This is a genomic window from Streptomyces sp. 184, from assembly GCF_045781775.1.
Classification (GTDB): domain Bacteria; phylum Actinomycetota; class Actinomycetes; order Streptomycetales; family Streptomycetaceae; genus Streptomyces.
The window spans coordinates 1,537,977-1,557,342 of record NZ_CP123230.1 but is presented as its reverse complement, the minus strand read 5'-3'; the positions used below and the strand labels follow the sequence as shown (position 1 = coordinate 1,557,342).

Below are 19,366 nucleotides of genomic sequence, written 5' to 3'. Positions count from 1 at the left end.
CGGAAGGGCCCCGCTCGCGCGGGGCCCTTTCGCGTACGGGGTGCGGGGCGGCACCCCCGGGCTACGTCGGCTGCGGCTCGAAGTCCCAGTACGGGCGCTCCCGGCGCCGCGACGCGAGGGTGTGCGGGTGGTCGGCGCCCAGGGTGTCGCTGAGGATCTGGATCGCCTCCCGCTCCACCTTCTTCGCCTCCTGCGAGCGGCGCAGCGACCGCAGGTCGTCCACGAGCGCCATCATCGCCGACAGCGCCATGGGGTGCTTGTCGCCGAGGACCTCCCGGATGGTGCCGAGCGTCTGCCGGCTCAGCTCCTCGGCGTGGTCCGGGGAGTCCATCCGGTTGCGGGCGGCGGCGGCGTTCAGCGCGCAGCCCAGCGTCCACGGGTGCGTGGGTCCGACGGCGGCGGTCATGCGGGTGAGCGCCAGCTCCGCGATCTCGGACGCCTCCTGCCAGTCGCCGGTGGGCCACAGGGCGAGCCCGACGTTGCCCAGGGTGCCGGCGGTGAACGGGTGCTGCTCGCCGAGCATCGCCTCGTACCGCCGGTTGACCGACGCGGCCAGCTCCCGCGCCCGGCGCAGGTCGCGGTGCTCGCGCAGGAAGGTGGCGTAGTCGGCCTCGACCATCAGGGTCTCGGGGTGCCGGGGGCCCTGGACCTGGGTGAACCGCTCGACCACCGACTCCATGAGGGTCTCGGCCTCGGTGAGCCGGCCCAGGCGGCGCAGGCAGAGCGCGAGGTTGTGCTCGGCGCGCAGGGTCTGGGGGTTGTGCTCGCCCATGACCTGGCGGTGCAGCGCGGCGTTGCGCTGCTGCCGGGAGTGGGCCTCCTCGTAGCGGCCGAGGAGCCGGAGCATCCAGGCGTAGCGGGTGCCGGAGGCCATGGTCTGGTGGTGGCGCGTACGCAGCCGCCGCTCGCGCTCGACGAGCACGCCGCGGTGGATCTCCAGCGCGTCCTGGTAGCGACCGAGGAGGGCGAGGGAGAAGGCGAGGTTGCTGCGGAGCGACATGGTGCGCGGGTGGTCGGTGCCGAGGAGGTCGGCGTACTTCTGCCGTACGTCGTCGAACGCCACGCGCGCCGCCTCGTACTCGCCGAGGCCCAGCAGGGCGCCGCTCAGGCCGTTTCTGGCCTGGAGCAGGTCGGGGTCCTCCTCGTCCCGCACCGGGGTCAGCACGTCCACCAGGCGCCGGCCGGCGGCCTCGGACTCGCGGTAGCGGCCGAGGTTGCGCAGCGCCTCGGCGTGCCGGTGCACCAGCGTGATCATCGAGCGGTGCGTGGGTTCGAGCCGGATGCTCCAGGGGGCGAGCGTCAGCTCGCACATCTTCAGGGCGGCGCGGTACTCGCCGCGCTGGAGCAGGTAGTCGATGCAGTGCAGGACCAGTTCCTGCACGGCCGGGTCGGCGCTCTCCAGCGCGCCGGCCGGCTCCAGATGCGGCAGCAGCTCGGCGTACCTCCCCCACTCCCGGGTGTCCGTGGGGCGCCGGGGGTCGGCCGCGGCGAGGATCCGGCAGGCCGTCGCCGACATCGCCTCCCGCTCGTCCTCGGGCAGGTCGCTCCGCAGGAAGCGATGGTACAGACGGTGCATTTGGACCTTTTCGACCTCGGTCTCCGGCGAAGGGTCGGTGAGGTAGTCGATGGTGACCGCGGTGGACTCCGACAGCCGGCGCAGGGCGGAGTGCCAGCTAATGGGATCGCCGGCCAGCTCCGCCAGATACCTCGGCAACTGGTCGCTGCGCTCGACGATGCGGGACACCGGGATGGTGTCCGGGGAGAAGAAGGCGAGCAGGTTGAGCATCGCCGCCGCGGCCGGGGCCTTCTCGCGCATCCCGTTGAGCGTTATCGACCAGCTCGTCAGGAAGCCCATCGGGTAGTCGGAGCCGATGCTGATGCCGACCTTGCCGGGTTCCTTGTCGCGCAGCAGCTCGATGTACTCGGCCGGCGCCATCGTGCTGGAGTCGAGCCACGCCGCGGTCTGGCTCAGCACCAGCGGCAGGTCCTGCACCGCCTCGGCCAGCCCGTCCGCCTCGGCCTCGGAGAGCCGGGGGGCGCGGCGGCGGGCGAAGGCGACGCTCTCCTCGCGGGTGAAGTGCGGGACCTCGATCTCCTGGGCGCCGCCGCTGACGGCCCAGTCGCGGGTGCGGGTGGTGATGAGCACGTGCCCGGCGCCCTCGGGGATGAGGTCGTCGAGCAGCTCCATCTCGTCGGCGCTGTCGAAGACCAGCAGCCAGCGGCGGTACGGGCGGCCGGTGCGCAGCGCGTCGCGGACGCGCCGGACCCGCTCGCCGATGTTGCTGCCGACCGGGAGGTTCAGCCGTACGGAGAGGTCGGCGAGCTGCTCGCGGGCCGTCATGCGGTAGTTGGCGTTGACGAACCAGACGACGTCGTAGTCGTTGCCGAACCGGTGGGTGTACTCGATGGCGATCTGGCTCTTGCCGACGCCGGAGATGCCGGACAGCGCGATCCTGGCGCCCTGGCCGGCGGCGCCGGAGGACAGCGTGCCGTGCAACTGCTCCAGGATGTCGTCGCGGCCGGTGAAGCGGTAGTTGCGGCGGGGGGTGTTGAAGACCACGGGCGGGTCGTTGGGGAACCGCGGTGCCCGCTCGGGCTCGCGGTCCGGCCGCACCGGCGCGTCCGGGTCGATGCCGAGCCGGGTGAGGACCCGGCGCCGGGCTTCGACGGTGCCGAGGTCGCGGAGGTCCACGGGCGCCAGCGCCGCCGCGGCGACGGGCATCCCGGTGGCCACGCTGGCGGCGGCGAAACGGTGTCCGTGCTGCGGGATGACCGTCCGCAGGGCGTCGTTCCACTCGTCCTCGTCACGCGGGCCGAGGCCGAAGAACCAGTCGTCGAGCAGCAGCAGGATGCGGTCGGGCGCCGCCAATAACCCCGCCAGCTCGTCGGCCAGCGGGCGGCCGGGCGCCGGGCTCCAGCGCAGCATCGCCGTGGGGTGTCCGAGCAGTTCGAGCTGATGGGCGATCCAGGCCGCCCACGGGCGGTTGAACCCCGCGTAACTGATGCTGATGGGCTCGGCCATACGACCGTCTCCCTCCACAGTCCCAGCAGGTCTTATCCTCCGCACAGTATCCCATCTGGTGGCCCGTCAGCTCACGCACGGCGGCCCCGCGGTGACCTTCCGTTGCGCCGTCACGGCGGTCGCCAGGCGGTGGGCGACGTGCCGGATCAGCCGCTCCAGATCGGCGCAGTACACGGAGGGGTTGCGGAACCCCTCGCCGGCCCGGAAGCGGTGCGCGTAGTTGCCGCCGCCGCACACCCCGACCACCGGGCAGCCGCGGCACTGCGCGGACAGCGCCCGCAGCCCCAGTTGCCGGGCGGCGATGCCGGGGTGGTTCAGCGCCTCGTCGAAGGAGTTGCGGAAGACGTCGAGGCCGGTGCCGGCCGCGCCTTCGTAGACGGACTTCAGCGAGTCGATCTGCTCGATGGCGCCGTCGGTCTCCACCACCAACGCCGTGACCGGGGAGAGGCCCACGGCCTCCGTGCCGCTCGGCCGGCCCAGCAGCAGCCCGAGGATCTCGGTGAACAGCCGCACCCGCGGCGACGGCCGGGGCAGGTCCCACCACCGGTCGAAGACCTCGCAGAGCCAGTCGCCGTACGGGGTGGGGCCGCGGCCCGGCGCGCGGGCGGGCGGCGCCGACCAGTTGGCGTGCGGCAGCAGGAAGTCGACGGCCGGCGGCTCCAGGGCGCACAGCGAGTCCAGCACGGCGGCCGGCGAGGCGGTGACGTCGACCGTGCACAGGATGCCGCCGTGGCTGCCCGGGTGCCGGCGCAGCAGCCGCGCCGCGCGCTCCAGCGCGGGCCAGGCGGGGCGGCCGGCGTGGTCGACGCGGCGGCTGTTCAGCCCGGGGGTGCCGCCGTCGGCGCTCAGGCCCACCCGGATGCCGCCGGCGGCGAGCGTCGCCAGCGCGGACTCGGTGAGCAGCGTGCCGTTGGTCTGCACGCCGACGGCGACGGTGCACTCGGCCGGCAGCGCCGCGCGCACCAGTGCCGTCTGCCGGACCAGCGAGGCGGCGCCGGCGAGCAGCGGCTCGCCGCCGTGCAGTTCGATACGGATCCGGCGCAGCCCGTGCGCGCGTACGTGCTCGGCGATGCGGTGGGCGGCGCGGCGGGTGGTGGCCTCCGGCATCCGGGCCGGACGGCCGCGCCAGCCGCTGTCGGCGCCGTGGTAGACGTAGCAGTAGGTGCACGACAGGTTGCAGCGGCTGTGCACCTTCAGGATGAACTGCCGGAACGGCACCGCCCGGACGCCCACGGCGCGCAGTAGGTCGACGTCCAGCAGCCGGCCGGGCCAGGGCGCCTCCTGCTCCGCGCCCGTGCCTCCGTAGTCCATGCGGCTCCCCGGTCCCCCGAGTCCGGGCGGTGGAGACCCACCGCCCCTGAATGCATGGCGCACAAGTCACACGGGTGAAACCCGGCGGCAGCCCAACTGACTGTTTCTGTACGTAAACTGCCGCGATCCGGCCGCCCGGCATCGTCGGCGGGCTGCAAGGTGGCGTCGGCCGGAGTGTGCGCCGTGACGTTGCGTCGACGTCCTCGTCGTCGTCTTCGTCGAGGTCTTCGTCTTCGTCTTCGTCGACTTCTTCGTTCTGGTCGACGTCCTACTCGTCGTCGTCGGGGCCGTTGTCGAAGCAGGCGCCGGCTTCATCGTCGGACGGCCAGTTGCGGAGCAGGTGGGCGACGGCTCCCGCGAGCACCGGGGGTTCGCCGGCGGCGGCCACCGCGTACACGTCGACATCGCTGAAGTCGGGCAGAAGGACGGCCGGTCCTGCGGCCGACGGTCTCCCGTCCGGCGCCGCCGACAGGGGGTTCTCCACGTGTACTCCTCCGGAAGGGTGTGAGAGTCCTTCCCCGAACAGTCGTGCAGCAAAACGGACCCGGCTCAGTCCTCGGCTTCGAGCGTACGGATCCGCTCCCGGGTCAGCGCCGCCCCGGCGCTGTTCGTCTCCTCCGCGCGGCTCCACTGCTCCCACGCGTCGCGGTACGCCCGGAGCGCCGCCGCGCGCCCCGCCGTCGGCTCCAGCATCTGCGCGCGCCGGTGGTGGGCGCGCGCCGCGTCCACGGCGTCGCCGGCGCGCTCCGCGAGCAGCGCCGAGCGCCGGTAGCAGTCCGCCGCGCGCTCCTGCCGCTGCCGGAACTCGGTCCTCATGTCGAGCAGGAGTTGTACGTCTCCCAGCTCCAGCCACGCCTGCGCGCGCACCCGTTCGGGCGCCTCGTCCTCGCGCGCGGCCAGGTCGAGCACCCACTCCGCCTCGTACAGGTCGGTGCGGGTACGGGTCGACTCGTAGCGCAGCCGCAGGGCCCTGCCGAAGAGCAACTGCCGCCGCGGCAGGTCCGGATGGCGCTGCGGCGTCTCCGCCAGCACCTCGCGCAGCACCGGCACCGCCCGCCCGCGCAGCCCGGCGTCGTCCGGGGCCAGCCGGGCGCGGCGCAGCAGCAGCTCGCCGTGCTCAGTCAGCACCTCGCCGTACAGCGCCGCGCCGGGCGGCAGCAGCCGCAGCGCGTCCGCCAGCCACTCGTCGGCCTCGGCCAGCAGCCCGCCGTCCCCGCCGCGGGTGAACTCCGCGGTCCGCACCTGGGCCTTGCGGCGCAGGCTCTCGGCCTGGAGCCGGTAGTCGTCGAGGGCGGCGGCCAGCCGCCCGGCCCGGTCGAGCGCGGCCAGCGCGCGGCCCGCACCGGCGTCGCCGGCGGCGGTGGTGTTGGCCTCGGCCAGGTCGAGCAGCGCCTCGCACTCCTGCCGGCGCAGCTCCGGCCCGCCCTCCATGCGCAGCAGGTCGACGCCGGTGCGCAGGTCGGCGGCGGCGCGCAGCCCGTACGCCCGGGTCTCGTCTATCGTCTGCTCCGCCTGGGCCCGGCCGAGGGTGACCCGGCCGCGGGCGAGGAACAGCCGCGCGGGCACCAGGTCCTCGTCGGGCCAGCCGGCCAGCAGCTCGTCTATGGTCTCCTCGGCCTCGTGGAGCGCGGCGCCGTCGCCGGTCAGGGAGTGCAGCCGGCGCAGCACCTCGGCGAGCAGGCCGCCGCGCTCCCGCCGGGCGGCGTGCGTGGTGACCAGGGTGCGGCTGTCGCGCAGTTGGGCGGCGGAGGCGCGGAGCGCGGCGACGGCCTGCTCGTGCTCGCCGTCGGCGACGCGCTCGCGGGCCACCTCCCACATCACCTCGGCGTAGGTGAGCCGTTCGCGCAGCGGCGGCCCCTCGGCCGGCACCGGCACGCCGCCGACCGCCCCCGCGCCGGCGCCGTCCGCGGCCAGCGCGCTACGGGCCCACCGCTCGGCCTCCGCCAGCGCGTCCGGCTCGCGCAGCCGCTGCCAGTGCAGCAGCAGGGCCCGCGCGAGCAGCCCTTCCTGTGCGGCGTCCCGCTCCTCGACGACGGCGCTGCGCAGGGCCCGTACGGCGTCCAGCAGGTCGCGGACGCTGCGGGTCTGCTCGTACTGCCGCAGCAGCTCCGGGCCGTCCGCCGCCACCGCCCCGCGGTAGGCGGGCTGGAAGGCGCGCAGCACCTCCTCGGAGACGCGCGCGAACTGGTCGGGGACCTTGCCCCCGCCGAGGTCGGGCTCGCGGTCCTCGCCGGAGAGGTACGCGACGGCGACGGCGGGGAAGTTGCGCGCGCCGTGCCCGAAGGTCCGCTCGATGTACAGCGAGCAGTGCTTGAGGACGAGCGCGGCCTCGCCGTGGCTGAGCCGGCGCAGCAGCAGCTCGCGCACGCCGGGGCGGAAGTCGAACCACGGGTCGTCGCCGGTGGGTTCGCGCGTCGGCTCGCGGGCCACGACCAGCTCGCTCAGCAGGATCTCGGCGGTCTCGGCGGGCCCGGTGTCCGGGAACAGCGCGCGCTGTACGAGCCGGATGACGGGCAGCACCAGCGGCACGGCGGCCAGGTGGATGGCCAGCAGCCGGGCGGCCGGGGAGGCCGTCGCGTCGAACGCGGCGAGCGTGGCGGCCGGGTCGGGGCGTACGTCGGCGGGCCCGGCCGTCGCCGCCGGGGCGGCGGTCGTTTCCCCGGCGGACTGGCACACCCAGCCGGCGGCGCCGGGCAGCGACAGCCCCTCGCCGGCGGCCAGCAGCCGGGCCCAGGTGCCGACGGCGGCGGGCTCGGGCGCGAGGACGGGCAGCGGGCGGGCGCCCGCCGGGGGCACGTCGCCGCGGGTGCCGGGGCGGAAGTCCAGCGTCGGGTACGGGCCGGGGCGGCGGACGAGCAGCCCGGGCAGCGCGGCGAACGGCATCTCCCGCCACCGCCGGTGCGGCAGCGGCTGGACGACGGCGACGGGGGCGGAACCGAGCCAGCCGTGCAGCATCCGCTGCATCCGGCCGTCGCGCCACATCGGGCCCGCGCAGTCGCTCAGCACGAGCGTGAGGCGCCGCCCGCCGGGATCGTGTAACTGGCCGGCGTCCTGGAGCATCGACGGGCGGCCCGGCTCGCCGGTGCAGCCGACGCCGCCGCCCGGCAGCGGGTGCAGGCGCTGCACGGTGACGTCCCGGAACGCGCCGGAGCGCTCGGCGACCGTGCGCAGGTCCTCCAGCAGCCGGCCCCACACCTCCATGGCGGGCGAGGCGTCCATCAGCAGTTGCAGCGTGGCGCGCCGCCGCGGCGTGCGCAGCACGGGAATGACCAGGTCGGCCCGGGCGCTGAGTTCGGCGGTCTCGTCCTCGTCCAGCTCGCCGGGCGCGACGAGCGGGACGCGCGGCTGGAAGCGCCGCAGGGGGCGCAGCGCGCGCTGGAGCGGCACCAGCGCGGGCAGCGCGGGCGGCTCCGGCACGCCGACGCGGCCGACCTGGCGGTAGGCGGGGGCGTCCGCGGCGTCGGGCACCCGCGTACGCGGGGAGAGGCCCGGGCCCGCCGCGAGCCCGACGCGCCGCTCGGGTGCGGCGTGCGCCCCTGCGCCGGTCTCGTCGGAGGCGGCGCCGGAGTCCCCGGCGGCCTCGGCGGCCTCGGAACCGGGGTCGGCGGGGTCGTCTACATCGGAAAAAGTGGCTGATTTCCTACGGGTCGACCCACCCGCACGCGGGTCCGCACCGCCCGCCGCGGCCTCCGCGGCCTCGGCGCTGCGCGCCAGCTCCTCCGCGAGCCACAGGGTGTCGGCGAGGCCGCGGGCGTCCGGCGGCAGCCCGGCGCCCAGCAGCCGGCCCACCAGTTCCTCGGCGCCCTGCCCGCCCTCACCCCCGCGCCCCGCCATCGCGCTCACCGCGGCCTGTTGATGGGCCGCATCAGCTCCTCGGTGACACGCCGGGCGGAGCCGTCCGCCTGATCCCAGTCGGCCTGCCGGGTCAGTTCGATGGCGTTGAGCAGTTGGTCCACGGCCCGTACGTCACCGGCGCCGGCCGCCAGGAAGCGGTCGATCAGCTCCCCGAACCGCTCGTCGTCGCCCTCGGGGAAGTGCGCCCGCACCATCCCCGTCAGCCGCGCCCGGTCCGGCACGGGCAGTTGCAGCTCGATGCAGCGGCGGCGCAGCGGCGCCGGGAACTCGCGCTCGCCGTTGCTGGTGAGCACGATGAACGGGAAGGCGCCGCAGCGCACCCGGCCGCCGCGCACGGGCACTTTCGTACCGTCGTCGCTGAGCACCTCGACGACCGGCGCGCGGTCGGCGATCCGCTCCAGCTCGGGGATCGTGAACTCGCCCTCCTCCAGGACGTGCAGGAGGTCGTTCGGCAGGTCGATGTCGCTCTTGTCCAGCTCGTCGACGAGCAGCACGCGCGGGCGCACGGAGGGCAGCAGCGCGGTGCCCAGCGGGCCGAGGCGGATGTAGCGCCCGATGCCGCCGCCGGGCTCCTCGGCGCCCGCCTCGTCCGCGGTGCCGGCCTGTCGCGCGGCGCGGTCGAGCTGGGCGTCCTGGAGGCGGCCGATGGCGTCGTAGGCGTACAGGCCGTCGCGCAGCGTGCTGCGGCTGACGATCGGCCAGGTGAGGACCCGGCCGAGGCCCAGTTCGTACGCGACCGAGTGCGCGAGGGTGCTCTTGCCGCTGCCGGCCTGCCCGGTGACGAGCAACGGGCGGCGCAGATAGAGCGCGGCGTTGACCATCTCGCACTCGCGGGTGCTGGGCCGGTGGTGGCTGGCCTCGCGGCGCCGCTGGCCGAGTCTGCGCTCGGAGGAGGGCTCCAGCGCGGCCGGCGGTGGCACCGGTGGACCGCCGTCGAATTCTCGCCAGGGAGGCGGTGCCGGCAGTCTGTCCATGCCGTCGTGGGGGGCGCCGGTGCCTCGGTAGATGAGCCATTCGCTCACGTCGTAACCCCTTTGTCGCCGACCGGGCAGCGGGCTTGCCCCACTGTCTGCCCGGCGACGGACGAGGGCAACCCTCACGGGCGTAAGAGGCTAGCCGGGACCGCTGACGTCGGGTGCCGAATCGGCCAATCCGCGTGGTGGCGGGCGGGTTTCGTCCAACTGGGCCCGCGGCGCGTGATGTTCGCCGACGGCGCACGCGGACCCCCGTGCGCCGTTCACCCGTTCACCGGATCCCCTGCTCCGTCACGTCACCCGTTCACCGCCACCCGAGCGCCGCTTTCGTCCCTCCGCGGCGCCTACGCGCCCCCGCGCGCCCCGTGCACGCCGCCCCGTGGCTCAGCCGCCCGCGCCGATGGCGTCGTCCGCGTCGTCGTAGAACAGGATCACGTCCCCCGCGCAGCCCCGCCCGCTCTCCAGCGCCTCCCGGCGCACCTCGTGCAGCCGCTCCGGCAGATCGCGCACGACCGTTCCTGCACCGTCCGTGAGGAGCGTCGCCAGCTCCTCGTGGTACGCCACGCACGCCTCGCCGCACTCCTCGCCCTCGTGGCCCTCCGCGCGCCAGAGCGCCACCGCCGTGCCCTCGTCCAGCAACTGCCCCACGACCGCCGCCCGCCCGCTGCCGCCGCCCAGCGCGTGGCAGAACACCGGCACCGCGCCGTCGTCCGCCCCGCGCCCCCAGCCCGGCGGTTCGGCCCGCACGAGCCGCTGCCGCGGCGCCCGGCTCATCCGCCGCCACCGGTCGCGCCACAGCGGCTCGGGCTCGCGCCCGGCGCGCGCCGCGTCCCGGTGCACCACCGGCCGCACCGTCCCGGCCGGCGGGCGGGCCGCGGTGGCCCGGCCGGAGGCCGGCAGCTCCCAGCGGTACGTGGCCTGCGCCTGCCGCTCCTCCGGCAGCGCCACCTCCAGCCGCACCCGCGTCTGCGCCTCCGCGTCGGCGCCGAGCAACTGCGGGGCCAGCGCCTGGAGCACCTGCTCCTCCGCCTCCTCGAACGGCCCGCCGGCGTACGACTGGTCGAGCGCGACGTGCTCCCACTCCCCCTTGCCGTAGCCGCGCCGCACGGTCCAGTTGTAGCGCGGCACGGCCGGTGCCGCGGGGTCGCGGAACGGCAGTTCGTCGAACGTGACGAGGACGCTGACCGGCGCGCGCCGCACGGCGCGGATCTCCTGCCGCTGACGCGGAGTCAGCTCGCCCGACCGCTCGGCTACCCACGCGTCGAGGGAGTCGGCGGCGGCCCGTGCCCCGCCGACCGCCCCCGCGGCCGGACCCGCGGCCGGGCCGGTGGCGGACCCGGCGTCCGCGGCGGCCTCGCGGGCGACGAGCTTGAGGTACAGCAGCATGTCGCGCAGCGCGCGCTCCGGCGCCGCGTGCCGGTGCAGCAGGCCGTGGCCGTCGCGCCAGTCGCGCAGCCGCCGGGAGCCCAGGGGGCGGCCCTGGATGTCGAGCACATGGTGCACCAGCCGCTCGACGACCTCGGGGTCGCGCGGCGCGGGCAGGTCGGCGAGCCGCCTGAGGGCGCTGAGTCGGTCCAGCGGGCCCCAGGCGCCGAAGCGCGGCGGGCCCAGCGCGCGCTGGAGGTCGGTCCAGGAGGTGCGTTCGTCGTCGATGCCGTGGTGGCGGCGCCAGTGCCAGGCGTCGTGCAGCCGCATCAGTTCGCGGTACGGCTCGGGGCCGAGGCCCTGCGCGCCGGGCAGCAGGTGGTCGGGCGAGAGGGCGTGGAGTTCGGCGAGGGACACGGCGGTGCCGCCGCCGGTGCCGCTGCGGTAGCGGGCCTTGACGACGCCGACGACCTCGCCGCGGCCGAGGTGCAGGACGGGCCCGCCGGAGGCGCCCTTGCGGATGGGGGTGGGGGTGCCGAGCAGGATCTGCTGCCCGTTGCGCCCGGCGAACTCGGCGCTCAGCAGCGCCGCCTCCGCCCCGTTGCCGTTCCCGGCGCCGGCACGGCCGTGGGCGCTGAGGAGGACGGCCTGGTCGAGGAAGTCGTCGTAGCGGTCACCGAGCCAGACGGGTTCGCTGCCCGCGGGCGGCCGGGCGGGCTGCCCGCCGCGGCGGCCCTCGCCGCCGAGCTGGGGGCCGAGTTGGGCGCTCCCGAGCTGGGCGCCGACCTGGGCCCCGTACTGGAGCCCGTACTGCGGCCCGTACTGCGCCTCGCTCCCGGGCCCGTCGCCCGCGACCGCCGCCTCGCCCCGCGCCGGCAGCAGCCGCACCAGGGCCAGATCCGGCCCTACCTGCATCACCGCTTCGGCGAACGTCTCGTCCCGTATCTCCGGATCGCGGCCCATCCGCGCGGCCGTGCCGTCCGGCGACGGCATGCTGTATTCCACCCGCCCCGGCACCGTGCGCCCGCCCACGACCACGCCGATCAGCTCGCCCGGCGCCGTACCGCGCCGCCAGCCGTCGGGGTGGACGAAGACGTGCGCGCAGGTCAGCACCCATTCCGGCGCGACGAGGAAGCCGCTGCCCCACAGGGACCCGTCATCCGACCCGGGCGCCGCCCGGATGTCGACGGTCGCCGCCGCGGCCAGCTTGCAGAGCTGGCGCCGCGCGTAGTCCGCGGCCTCGCTGCTCTCGATCGGAACCCTCATACCGGCGCAGACGTCCCGGAAGACGTGCCGGATGCACCAGATGCAGCCGTATCGGGCGCGCTGGTCGACGCCGCGGCACCGGCGGCGGAAGGGCGGGCGGACTGCGAGCCGGGCTGCCAGGTCAGCGTGACGGACAGTTGGGCGGTGGTGTTCGCGTCGGCCAGCAGCGCGATCGCCTTCCCCGGCCCCGCGGAGATCTCCACCCCGAACGTCACGCTCACCTCGTGCGGCGCGGCGGCGGCGGTCGCCGCCCGTACGGAATCGGCCACCCCGCCGACGAGGGGCGCGAGCCCGGCGAGCCGGGCGGTCAGCCGGCCCCAGTCGGCGACGTCTTCGAGGTCCTGGTCGTCGTCCGGGTCGTTGCCCGGGTAGGAGTGCGGGTCGTCGTCGGGGTCGGCACCGAGGCCGGCGCGGAGGCCGGCGTCCTCGCGGGCACCCCCGGGTGCCGGCACCCCCGCCGTCCCCGCCCGCGGCCCCGCCGCGACCCGCTCGTCGAGCGGCGTCGCCCGGACCCACACCTCGGTGCCGTCCGGCAGCGTCACGCGCTGCGGCAGGTTGCTGCTCATCCGGTTCCCCCGACTACGCTCGGTGCCCAGTGCACCGACATTAGTCCGCCGACCGCCGCCCCGCGACGGTACCCGCGGCTGTTCGCCGGTCGCCCTGCGCGGTGAGCAATACTGAACCGTCACTTTCCCCCTTCCGGAGCACCCACCATGTACTTCACCGACCGCGGGATCGAGGAGCTGGAGAAGCGGCGCGGCGAGGAGGAGGTCACCTTCGAGTGGCTTGCCGAGCAGTTGCGCACGTTCGTCGACCTCAATCCGGAGTTCGAGGTTCCGGTCGAGCGGCTGGCCACCTGGCTCGCCCGTCTCGACGACGAGGACGACGAGTAGACGAGCAGGTCGGCGCACCCGCGCTTGACTTCCCCGCACCGCGATATATCGTGTCTTGGCAGAGACGCGATATGTTGCGTTGGGTGTGAGCGCTCGCCAGAGCCCGAGTCAGGAGGCCGTGGATGTCGGTGCAGCTTGTGGGCGATCCCCGGACGCTCGCTTTCGAGGAGCCGGTCACGGCCCTGAAGGTGCGGATCGTCAACGGAGCCGTGCACGTCGTGGGCACCCACGACGACACCGGCCGGCCGGGCGCGGCGCGCCTGGAGGTCAGCGAGATCGAGGGCCCGCCGCTGCGCGTCTCCCTGGAGGACGGCGAGCTGACGGTCGCGTACGAGGACCTGCCCTGGCGCGGCTTCCTGAAGTGGCTCGACCGCAAGGGCTGGCGCCGCCGCGTCGTCGTCTCCCTCGCCGTGCCCGCCGCCGCCCGCGTCGAGGTCGGCGTCGTCGGCGCGGACGCCGTCGTCTCCGGCATCTCCGGCCGTACGGACGTACGCGGCGTCAGCGGCGGAGCCACCCTCGTCGGCATCTCCGGCCCGGTCCGCGCCGACACCGTCTCGGGCGAGCTGGAGGCCCAGGCACTCGAAGGCGACCTGCGCTACAACTCCGTCTCCGGCCCGCTCACCCTCATCGACGGCGCGGGCGCCAGCGTCCAGGCCGACACCGTCAGCGGCGACATGGTCATCGACCTCTCCCCCGCCGCCCGCGCCGCGGACATCCGCGTCAACTCGGTCTCCGGCGAGATCGCCATAAGGCTGCCCGAGGAGCCGGACGTCGAGGTGCACGCGAGCACGACCAGCGGCGCGGTCTCCAACGCCTTCGAGACGCTGGACGTCAGCGGCCAGTGGGGCGCGAAGTCCGTCGACGGCCGCCTGGGGGCGGGCAAGGGCGCGCTGCGCGCGACCACCGTCTCGGGCGGCCTGGCCCTGCTCCGCCGCCCGTCCGGTGTGGACGACGAACCGGAGGACGCCCCGCCGGGCCCGTACGACTCGACAGGTCCCGCCGACCCGGCGGGCCCGGCCGACAAGAAGGTGCTCTGACATGCCCCCCGTCTTCGCCCACGGCCGGCTCCGGCTCTACCTGCTGAAGCTCCTCGACGAGGCCCCCCGCCACGGCTACGAGGTGATCCGCCTCCTCGAAGAGCGCTTCCAGGGCCTCTACGCCCCCTCGGCGGGCACCGTCTACCCGCGGCTCGCCAAGCTGGAGACCGAGGGCCTGGTCACGCACACCTCCGAGGGCGGCCGGAAGGTCTACGCGATCACCGAGGCGGGCCGCGCCGAGCTGGCCGCCCGCCAGGCGGAGCTGGCCGAACTGGAGCTGGAGATCCGCGAGTCCGTCGCCGAGCTGGCCGCCGAGATCCAGGCCGACGTCAGCGGCACGGCCAGCGACCTGCGCCGCGAGATGCGCCAGGCCGCCAAGGACGCCCGCACGTCGGGCGGCGCGGGCGGTGCGGGCGGTGCGAGCCCCGGCGAGAAGGAGTCGTGGCGGCAGGCGAAGGAGGAGTTCAAGCGGGCCAAGCAGGAGTTCAAGGAGCAGGCGCGGCGCGCGAAGGACGAGACGAAGCGGGCCCGGCAGGACGCGGAGCAGGCGCGCCGGTACGCGCATGAGACGCAGGAGCGGGTGCGCAGCGAGGCGGAGCGGATCGCGCGGCAGGTGCAGGAGCAGGTGCAGACGCGGATCCGTACCGGCGACTGGCAGGGCGGCCTGATGGACGGCCTGGCGGAGCTGACGCGGGAGTTGGGGAACCTGGGCGGCTTCGGCGGACGCGGTACGGCCCCGGGCACCGGCACGCCGTCCGGCACGGGCCCTGGCACGGGCACGACGCCCGGCACCCCGGCCGACAAGGTGGCCGACGCGGCCACCCCCGCCACCCCGACCGGCACCCCCGGCGGGATGTCCCCCGGCACGGGCAACGGCGGCATGGGCGGCGTCTCCACGCCGTGGCCGTCGTTCGTCAAGCCGGACCCGGCGGACACCCCGGAGTGGGCCGAGGACGACACCCCGCAGGACGCCACCCCCGCCGAGCTGGCCCGCGAGCTGGAGCGCCTGCTCGACCGGTTCCGCGACGACGTCCGCGACGCCGCCCGCGACAACGGCGTCTCGCCGGACCAGCTCCGCGAGGCCCGCCGCCACCTGTCCACGGCGGCGGCCCACCTCACGGCACTGCTGCGCGTGGGCGGCCACCGGGGCGGCGACAGGGGCGGTAAGAAGAGCTGAACGGCAGGGCGCCGCAGCCATCTTGAAATGTACGCGGTAGGTGTGCGAAAAAGGTCTGGACCTTTGCTCGCACGATGAGAGGCGTCCCTGTGAGGCCCACCCCCACGCTCGCCGCGCTGAGCACCACCGCCGCCTGCCTCCTGGCCCTGACCGTGACCTCCTGCGGCTCGGACAGCGATGCCGCCGAGCCGCCGGAAACCCCCACCGTGCCGACCGGCGTGACCGTCTACACCAGCACGTCCACGTCGGTGCACGTGATGTGGAACAAGGCGGCGGAGGCGGAGAACATCAAGCGGTACGAGGTGTATCGCAACGGCAAGAAGATCCAGAACGTACCCGCGGCGAAGCACATGATCGACATCACCGGCCTCAAGCCGTCGTCCTCGTACACCTTCGCCGTACGCGCCCGGGACGAGGACGGCAAACTCTCCGGCGCGGGCAAGGCCCCCGCGGTCACCACCCCGTCCGCGGACGCCGACGACAGCGAGGCCCCCACCCGGCCCGCGAGCCTCAAGGCACGCGCGGACGGGCCGCGTTCGGCCACCCTGACCTGGGCGAAGTCGAAGGACAACAAGGAAGTCACGTCCTACGACATCTACCAGGAGGGCACCAAGATCCACAGCGTCGGCGGCACCGAGACCACCGCCTCCGTCACCACCCTCCGCCCCGACACCGACTACACCTTCACGGTCCGGGCCCGCGACGCCGCCGACAACTCCGGCCCGGACAGCCCTTCCGCCTCCGTCACCACCCAGTCGGAACCCGAGGGCAAGACGGGCGCGGAGGTCCCGACGGACCTCCAGGCGACGGCCCGCAAGGACGCCGGCGTGTGGAACCTCGACCTGGTCTGGAGCGCCCCGAAGGCGGACGGGGACGTCACGGGGTACGAGGTCTACCTGGACGGGGAGTTCGCCTCGCAGTTGACGCTGGGCGAGTCGGCGCCGAAGGACACCGGCCGCCTCAGCCTGCCGCTGGAGAAGCAGAAGAAGGCGACGTACGCGGTGAAGGTACGGGCGAAGCTCCCGGACGGGAAGTGGGGCCCGTTCACGAAGGAAGTCACGGTCACGGCGGGCGGCTGACCTCCCGGCCGCCCCCGGCCGTCAGCCCCGCAGAGTCACCCGGGCCCACACGGTCTTCCCCAGCGGCTCCCGGTCGTGATGCCCCATGCCGTCCGCCAGCTCCGCAACCAACCGAAGCCCCCGCCCGCGCTCGTCCTCGGCCCCGGCGGCGAGCCGGCGTGGCGGCACGCGGATCGCGTCGCTCACCTCGATGACACAGACCCGCCCACGGAGCGTGAGCCGGACCATGAACAACCGCCCGGGCACGTAGCCGTGCTGGACGGCGTTGGTCGCCAACTCGCTACAGATCAACACCACGTCCGCGGCGGCGTCCCCGCAGCAGCCCCACCCGGCGAGTGCCTTGGTGACCTGGGCTCGGACGAGACGGACGCTCTTGGCGTAGGGGGTGAAGAGCATCTTCCACGTGGTGGTCATGGGCTGGCTCCGTAGGCCGGTTGAGCAGTTGGGCAGGGGGGCTGGACAGCTACGCTCCGTAGCCGATTGACTACGAGCATGAGGCCGCGAGGGGTGCGGTTGGACGCCCCAGGGGTCTACGGGGATTTCTGGAGCCCCAAAATCAACAACGTCTATGGAGATCAGCGCATGCCACAGCGGAATGTGATTACCGGCCTTAGCCTTGAGCCCCGCCAACGGTTCGCACAGGAACTCAAGTTGCTGCGCACAAAGAAGGGGGACACCCTTCGGCAGCTCAGCGAGGTGCTGGGGTGGGACGCATCGCTGTTCCACAAGATGGAGACGGGGGAATGCCTCGGCGGACCGGAAGTGGTCGAGGCACTGGACCAGCACTACGGGACGCCGGGCCTGTTACTGGCGCTGTGGGAACTGGCGGTGGCGGACACCAGGCAGTTCAAGGAGCAGTACCGGCGCTACATGGCGCTGGAGCGGCAGGCGACGAGCCTGTGGCACTTCGCGGTGAGCTACATCCCCGGGCTCCTCCAGACGGAGGGGTACGCCCGTGCGGTCATCGCGTCCGGCGGCACGGCGGGCGAAGAGCTGAACAGACAGGTCAGGGCCCGCATCACTCGCCACGAGTGGCTGGAAGGCAAGGGTGCGCCGCACTTCCGTAGCATCATCTCCGAGGCCGCACTCCGTACTGCGCCGCGCGACGCCCCAGCGTGGCGCGCACAACTGGAGCACCTGATTGAGGTCGCCGGGTGGCCACACGTTGCACTCCAGGTCTTGCCGTTCAGCGCCGGGCCCTACGGCCTCGACAGCACCGCGGTCATGTTTCTACGCCTGCTGGAGGGGCGTACCGTGGCCTACACGGAGAACGCCTATCGCGGCGAACTCGTCCAGGAAAACAGGTCAGTTGAGCGTTTGCAGCTCGCATACGATGCGGTGCGCGACCTGGCGCTCTCCCCGACCGAGTCGCGCAATCTCATCGTGAAGACGCTGGAGGAAGTACCGTGCGACGCATCGACCTGAGTCTCGCCACCTGGCGCAAGAGCAGCTACAGCAACTCCGACGGCGGCGAATGCATCGAGGTCTCCCACGACTTCCTGCACGCCGCCACGTGGCGCAAGTCGAGCCACAGCAACTCCGATGGCGGCAACTGCATCGAGGTCTCCGACGACCACCCCGCCCTCGTGCCCGTGCGTGACAGCAAGGACCCCGACGGTCCCGCCCTGATCTTCGAGGCCGCCGCCTGGTCCGCCTTCGTCGGCGCCGTCAAGGCGGGCGAACTCACCGCCTGAACCCCGTCTCCGCCCGCCACCGGCAGGTGTCCCCTGCCGGTGGCGGGCGGCGGGCCTCACAGGAAGCGCCGTACGGGGCGGATGGCGAGTTCCTTGGCCCGCTGGCGGACCGGGCGGCGGCGCCAGCGGTCGAGTTCGATGCGCTCGGCGAGCTTGAGGTCGGCATCGAAGTGTTCGTCCAGTACGGCGGTGAACGAACTGTCGATGACGGCGAGCATGACCTCTTCGTCGTGGTCGAGGGACCGGCGGTTGAAGTTGGTCGAGCCGATCAGCGAGGCCATGTGGTCCATCGTGACCACCTTGGTGTGCATCATCGTCGGCTGGTACTGCCAGATCCGTACGCCGCACGCCAGCAGGTCGTCGTAGTGGTCCTGTCCGGCGATCTGGCACACCCGCTTGTCCATGTGCGGCCCCGGCAGCACGATCTCCACCTCCACCCCGCGGCGGGCGGTGGCGCACAGCAGGCCGACGAAGTAGTCGTCGGGGGCGAAGTAGGCGGTGGTGAGGCGGAAGCGCTTCTCGGCGGACTCCAGCATCACGCGCATCAGGGTCTGCATGTCCTGCCAGCCGATGCTGGCGGACCCGCGTACCACCTGCACGACGGAGTCGCCCTGCGGGGTGTGGTCGCGGAACAGGTCGAAGTGGTCGAAGAGGACGTCGTGGCACTCCGCCCAGTTCTGGGCGAAGGCGGCGGCCAGGCCGTCGACGGCGGGGCCGCGCACTTCTGCGTGCGTGTCTCGCCATTCGTTCTCGTTGCGGGCGTCGCCGCACCACTCCTCGGCTATCCCGACGCCGCCGGTGAAGGCCACCTGCTCGTCGACGACGAGCACCTTGCGGTGGCAGCGGTGGTTCTGTTTGAACAGGGAGAGTCGGCCCGGCCGCCGGAACCACGACACCTCCGCGCCCGCCCCCTCGATGAGATCGAGCTGGTCCTTCTCGATCAGCCGGCTGCCGAAGCCGTCGAGCAGCAGGCGTACGCGCACGCCGTTGCGGGCCCGCTCGGCAAGGGCTTCCGCGAACCGGCGGGCGATGTCGCCCTTCCAGTACACGAAGGTCATCATGTCGATGGTGTGCTCGGCGGCGGCGATGGCGTCGAGCATGGCGGGGAAGATCTCATCGCCGTTCCGCAGCGGGCGCAGGGAGTTGCCCTCCGTCGCCGCGACGCCGACCAGCCGCTCAAGGCGCCGTCTGAGCCGGGTCGCGGCTTCCGCGGTCGGGGTTTCCGCTGTCTGGGACACAGTCCTGGGACTCCTTCTCGTCAATGGGGGGGCGTCCCCGCGGCTACCCGTTTCGCGGCCATCGAACTCCGTTTCGAGTCGTATTCGCCGGGTACCCGCCGTCTTCCGTGGCCGCCGGTGCCCGGTCCACGTAGACGAGTGGAGTTCCACGCTGAAAGGCGGACTGAGCATGATGGTTGTCGGGATTGTTGCGATTTGTGCGGTGCTGCTGGTGTTGGCCTTCCTGGTGCCCCGGCTGTCACGGCACCCCGAGCGGGGTACGCAGAAGTCCCTGGGCGTGGGGACGCGCACCGCGGGCAAGGCCCCCGGGATACTCGGCCGGATCTTCAGCAAGCCGTTCCGGAGCAGCCAGAAGGCGGTCGGCCGCAGCGGCTCCGCGGGCCGCAGGGGCCGCAGGAAGATGCCCTTCTGAGGTAGTGGCCCAACGGGCCGCGGCGCCGGTGGGCGCCGACTCT

Annotated in this window: 16 protein-coding genes; 7 read left to right on the top strand and 9 right to left on the bottom strand. The window is 73.9% G+C overall.

What is annotated here, in order from left to right:
- Nucleotides 1–61: 61 nt before the first annotated feature.
- The 7 genes from fxsT to QBL21_RS06800 form a co-directional block, all read right to left on the bottom strand.
- Nucleotides 62–3,022, bottom strand: a complete 2,961-nt coding sequence (gene fxsT, locus QBL21_RS06830; protein WP_407561085.1) for an FxSxx-COOH system tetratricopeptide repeat protein — start codon at nt 3,020–3,022, stop codon at nt 62–64.
- Between the two features lie 66 nt (nt 3,023–3,088).
- Nucleotides 3,089–4,333, bottom strand: a complete 1,245-nt coding sequence (locus QBL21_RS06825; RefSeq protein ID WP_407561084.1) for an FxsB family cyclophane-forming radical SAM/SPASM peptide maturase — start codon at nt 4,331–4,333, stop codon at nt 3,089–3,091.
- Nucleotides 4,334–4,601: 268 nt separating this feature from the next.
- Nucleotides 4,602–4,817 (bottom strand): hypothetical protein, encoded by a 216-nt coding sequence (locus QBL21_RS06820; RefSeq protein WP_407561083.1) that lies wholly within the window; start codon nt 4,815–4,817, stop codon nt 4,602–4,604.
- A 65-nt stretch (nt 4,818–4,882) separates the two neighbouring features.
- Nucleotides 4,883–8,167 (bottom strand): SAV_2336 N-terminal domain-related protein, encoded by a 3,285-nt coding sequence (locus QBL21_RS06815; RefSeq protein ID WP_407561082.1) that lies wholly within the window; start codon nt 8,165–8,167, stop codon nt 4,883–4,885.
- Nucleotides 8,168–8,172: 5 nt separating this feature from the next.
- A complete protein-coding gene (locus QBL21_RS06810) occupies nt 8,173–9,210 on the bottom strand; it encodes an AAA family ATPase (protein ID WP_407561081.1) in 1,038 nt (345 codons plus the stop codon).
- Between the two features lie 336 nt (nt 9,211–9,546).
- Nucleotides 9,547–11,793 (bottom strand): trypsin-like peptidase domain-containing protein, encoded by a 2,247-nt coding sequence (locus QBL21_RS06805; protein ID WP_407561080.1) that lies wholly within the window; start codon nt 11,791–11,793, stop codon nt 9,547–9,549.
- On the bottom strand, nt 11,790–12,359 hold the full coding sequence (locus tag QBL21_RS06800) for a CU044_2847 family protein (protein WP_407561079.1): 570 nt from the start codon (nt 12,357–12,359) through the stop codon (nt 11,790–11,792). Before QBL21_RS06800 ends, QBL21_RS06805 begins: the two co-directional genes overlap by 4 nt.
- A 147-nt stretch (nt 12,360–12,506) precedes the next feature.
- On the opposite strand from QBL21_RS06800, the gene QBL21_RS06795 reads away from it, so the two are divergent.
- The 4 genes from QBL21_RS06795 to QBL21_RS06780 all read left to right on the top strand — a co-directional run bounded on the left by QBL21_RS06795 (nt 12,507) and on the right by QBL21_RS06780 (nt 15,979).
- On the top strand, nt 12,507–12,686 hold the full coding sequence (locus tag QBL21_RS06795; RefSeq protein ID WP_027753926.1) for a DUF6104 family protein: 180 nt from the start codon (nt 12,507–12,509) through the stop codon (nt 12,684–12,686).
- Between the two features lie 122 nt (nt 12,687–12,808).
- Nucleotides 12,809–13,723: a DUF4097 family beta strand repeat-containing protein gene (locus QBL21_RS06790; protein WP_407561078.1), complete on the top strand. Its 915-nt coding sequence runs from the start codon at nt 12,809–12,811 to the stop codon at nt 13,721–13,723.
- 1 nt (nt 13,724) lies between these two features.
- Nucleotides 13,725–14,900 carry a helix-turn-helix transcriptional regulator gene (locus QBL21_RS06785; protein ID WP_407561077.1) on the top strand — a complete coding sequence of 392 codons (1,176 nt, stop codon included), beginning with the start codon at nt 13,725–13,727 and terminating at the stop codon, nt 14,898–14,900.
- 89 nt (nt 14,901–14,989) lie between these two features.
- Entirely contained in the window at nt 14,990–15,979 is a 990-nt protein-coding gene (locus tag QBL21_RS06780) for a fibronectin type III domain-containing protein (protein ID WP_407561076.1), read from the top strand.
- A gap of 21 nt (nt 15,980–16,000) precedes the next feature.
- Here the strand turns inward: QBL21_RS06780 and QBL21_RS06775 are convergent, their stop codons facing one another.
- Nucleotides 16,001–16,393, bottom strand: a complete 393-nt coding sequence (locus QBL21_RS06775; RefSeq protein ID WP_407561075.1) for an ATP-binding protein — start codon at nt 16,391–16,393, stop codon at nt 16,001–16,003.
- Nucleotides 16,394–16,561: 168 nt separating this feature from the next.
- Between QBL21_RS06775 and QBL21_RS06770 the strand changes: the two genes are divergently transcribed.
- On the top strand, nt 16,562–17,404 hold the full coding sequence (locus QBL21_RS06770) for a helix-turn-helix domain-containing protein (protein ID WP_407561074.1): 843 nt from the start codon (nt 16,562–16,564) through the stop codon (nt 17,402–17,404).
- Nucleotides 17,386–17,673, top strand: coding sequence for a DUF397 domain-containing protein (locus QBL21_RS06765; protein WP_407561073.1), 288 nt, complete (start codon nt 17,386–17,388; stop codon nt 17,671–17,673). The genes QBL21_RS06770 and QBL21_RS06765 overlap by 19 nt, the downstream gene beginning before the upstream one ends.
- Before the next feature lie 56 nt (nt 17,674–17,729).
- On the opposite strand, the gene QBL21_RS06760 is transcribed toward QBL21_RS06765, so the two are convergent.
- Entirely contained in the window at nt 17,730–18,911 is a 1,182-nt protein-coding gene (locus tag QBL21_RS06760; protein WP_407561072.1) for a phospholipase D-like domain-containing protein, read from the bottom strand.
- A gap of 169 nt (nt 18,912–19,080) precedes the next feature.
- On the opposite strand from QBL21_RS06760, the gene QBL21_RS06755 reads away from it, so the two are divergent.
- A complete protein-coding gene (locus tag QBL21_RS06755) occupies nt 19,081–19,323 on the top strand; it encodes a DUF6411 family protein (protein ID WP_407561071.1) in 243 nt (80 codons plus the stop codon).
- Nucleotides 19,324–19,366: the final 43 nt, after the last annotated feature.

Excerpts from the sequence above, each read along its gene's own strand:
- QBL21_RS06825 (WP_407561084.1), bottom strand. The coding sequence starts at position 4,333 with ATGGACTACGGAGGCACGGGCGCGGAGCAGGAGGCGCCCTGGCCCGGC.
- QBL21_RS06800 (WP_407561079.1), bottom strand. The coding sequence starts at position 12,359 with ATGAGCAGCAACCTGCCGCAGCGCGTGACGCTGCCGGACGGCACCGAG.
- QBL21_RS06790 (WP_407561078.1), top strand. The coding sequence starts at position 12,809 with ATGTCGGTGCAGCTTGTGGGCGATCCCCGGACGCTCGCTTTCGAGGAG.
- QBL21_RS06805 (WP_407561080.1), bottom strand. The coding sequence starts at position 11,793 with ATGAGGGTTCCGATCGAGAGCAGCGAGGCCGCGGACTACGCGCGGCGC.
- QBL21_RS06775 (WP_407561075.1), bottom strand. The coding sequence starts at position 16,393 with ATGACCACCACGTGGAAGATGCTCTTCACCCCCTACGCCAAGAGCGTC.
- QBL21_RS06770 (WP_407561074.1), top strand. The coding sequence starts at position 16,562 with ATGCCACAGCGGAATGTGATTACCGGCCTTAGCCTTGAGCCCCGCCAA.
- QBL21_RS06795 (WP_027753926.1), top strand. The coding sequence starts at position 12,507 with ATGTACTTCACCGACCGCGGGATCGAGGAGCTGGAGAAGCGGCGCGGC.
- QBL21_RS06785 (WP_407561077.1), top strand. The coding sequence starts at position 13,725 with ATGCCCCCCGTCTTCGCCCACGGCCGGCTCCGGCTCTACCTGCTGAAG.
- QBL21_RS06815 (WP_407561082.1), bottom strand. The coding sequence starts at position 8,167 with ATGGCGGGGCGCGGGGGTGAGGGCGGGCAGGGCGCCGAGGAACTGGTG.
- fxsT (WP_407561085.1), bottom strand. The coding sequence starts at position 3,022 with ATGGCCGAGCCCATCAGCATCAGTTACGCGGGGTTCAACCGCCCGTGG.
- QBL21_RS06755 (WP_407561071.1), top strand. The coding sequence starts at position 19,081 with ATGATGGTTGTCGGGATTGTTGCGATTTGTGCGGTGCTGCTGGTGTTG.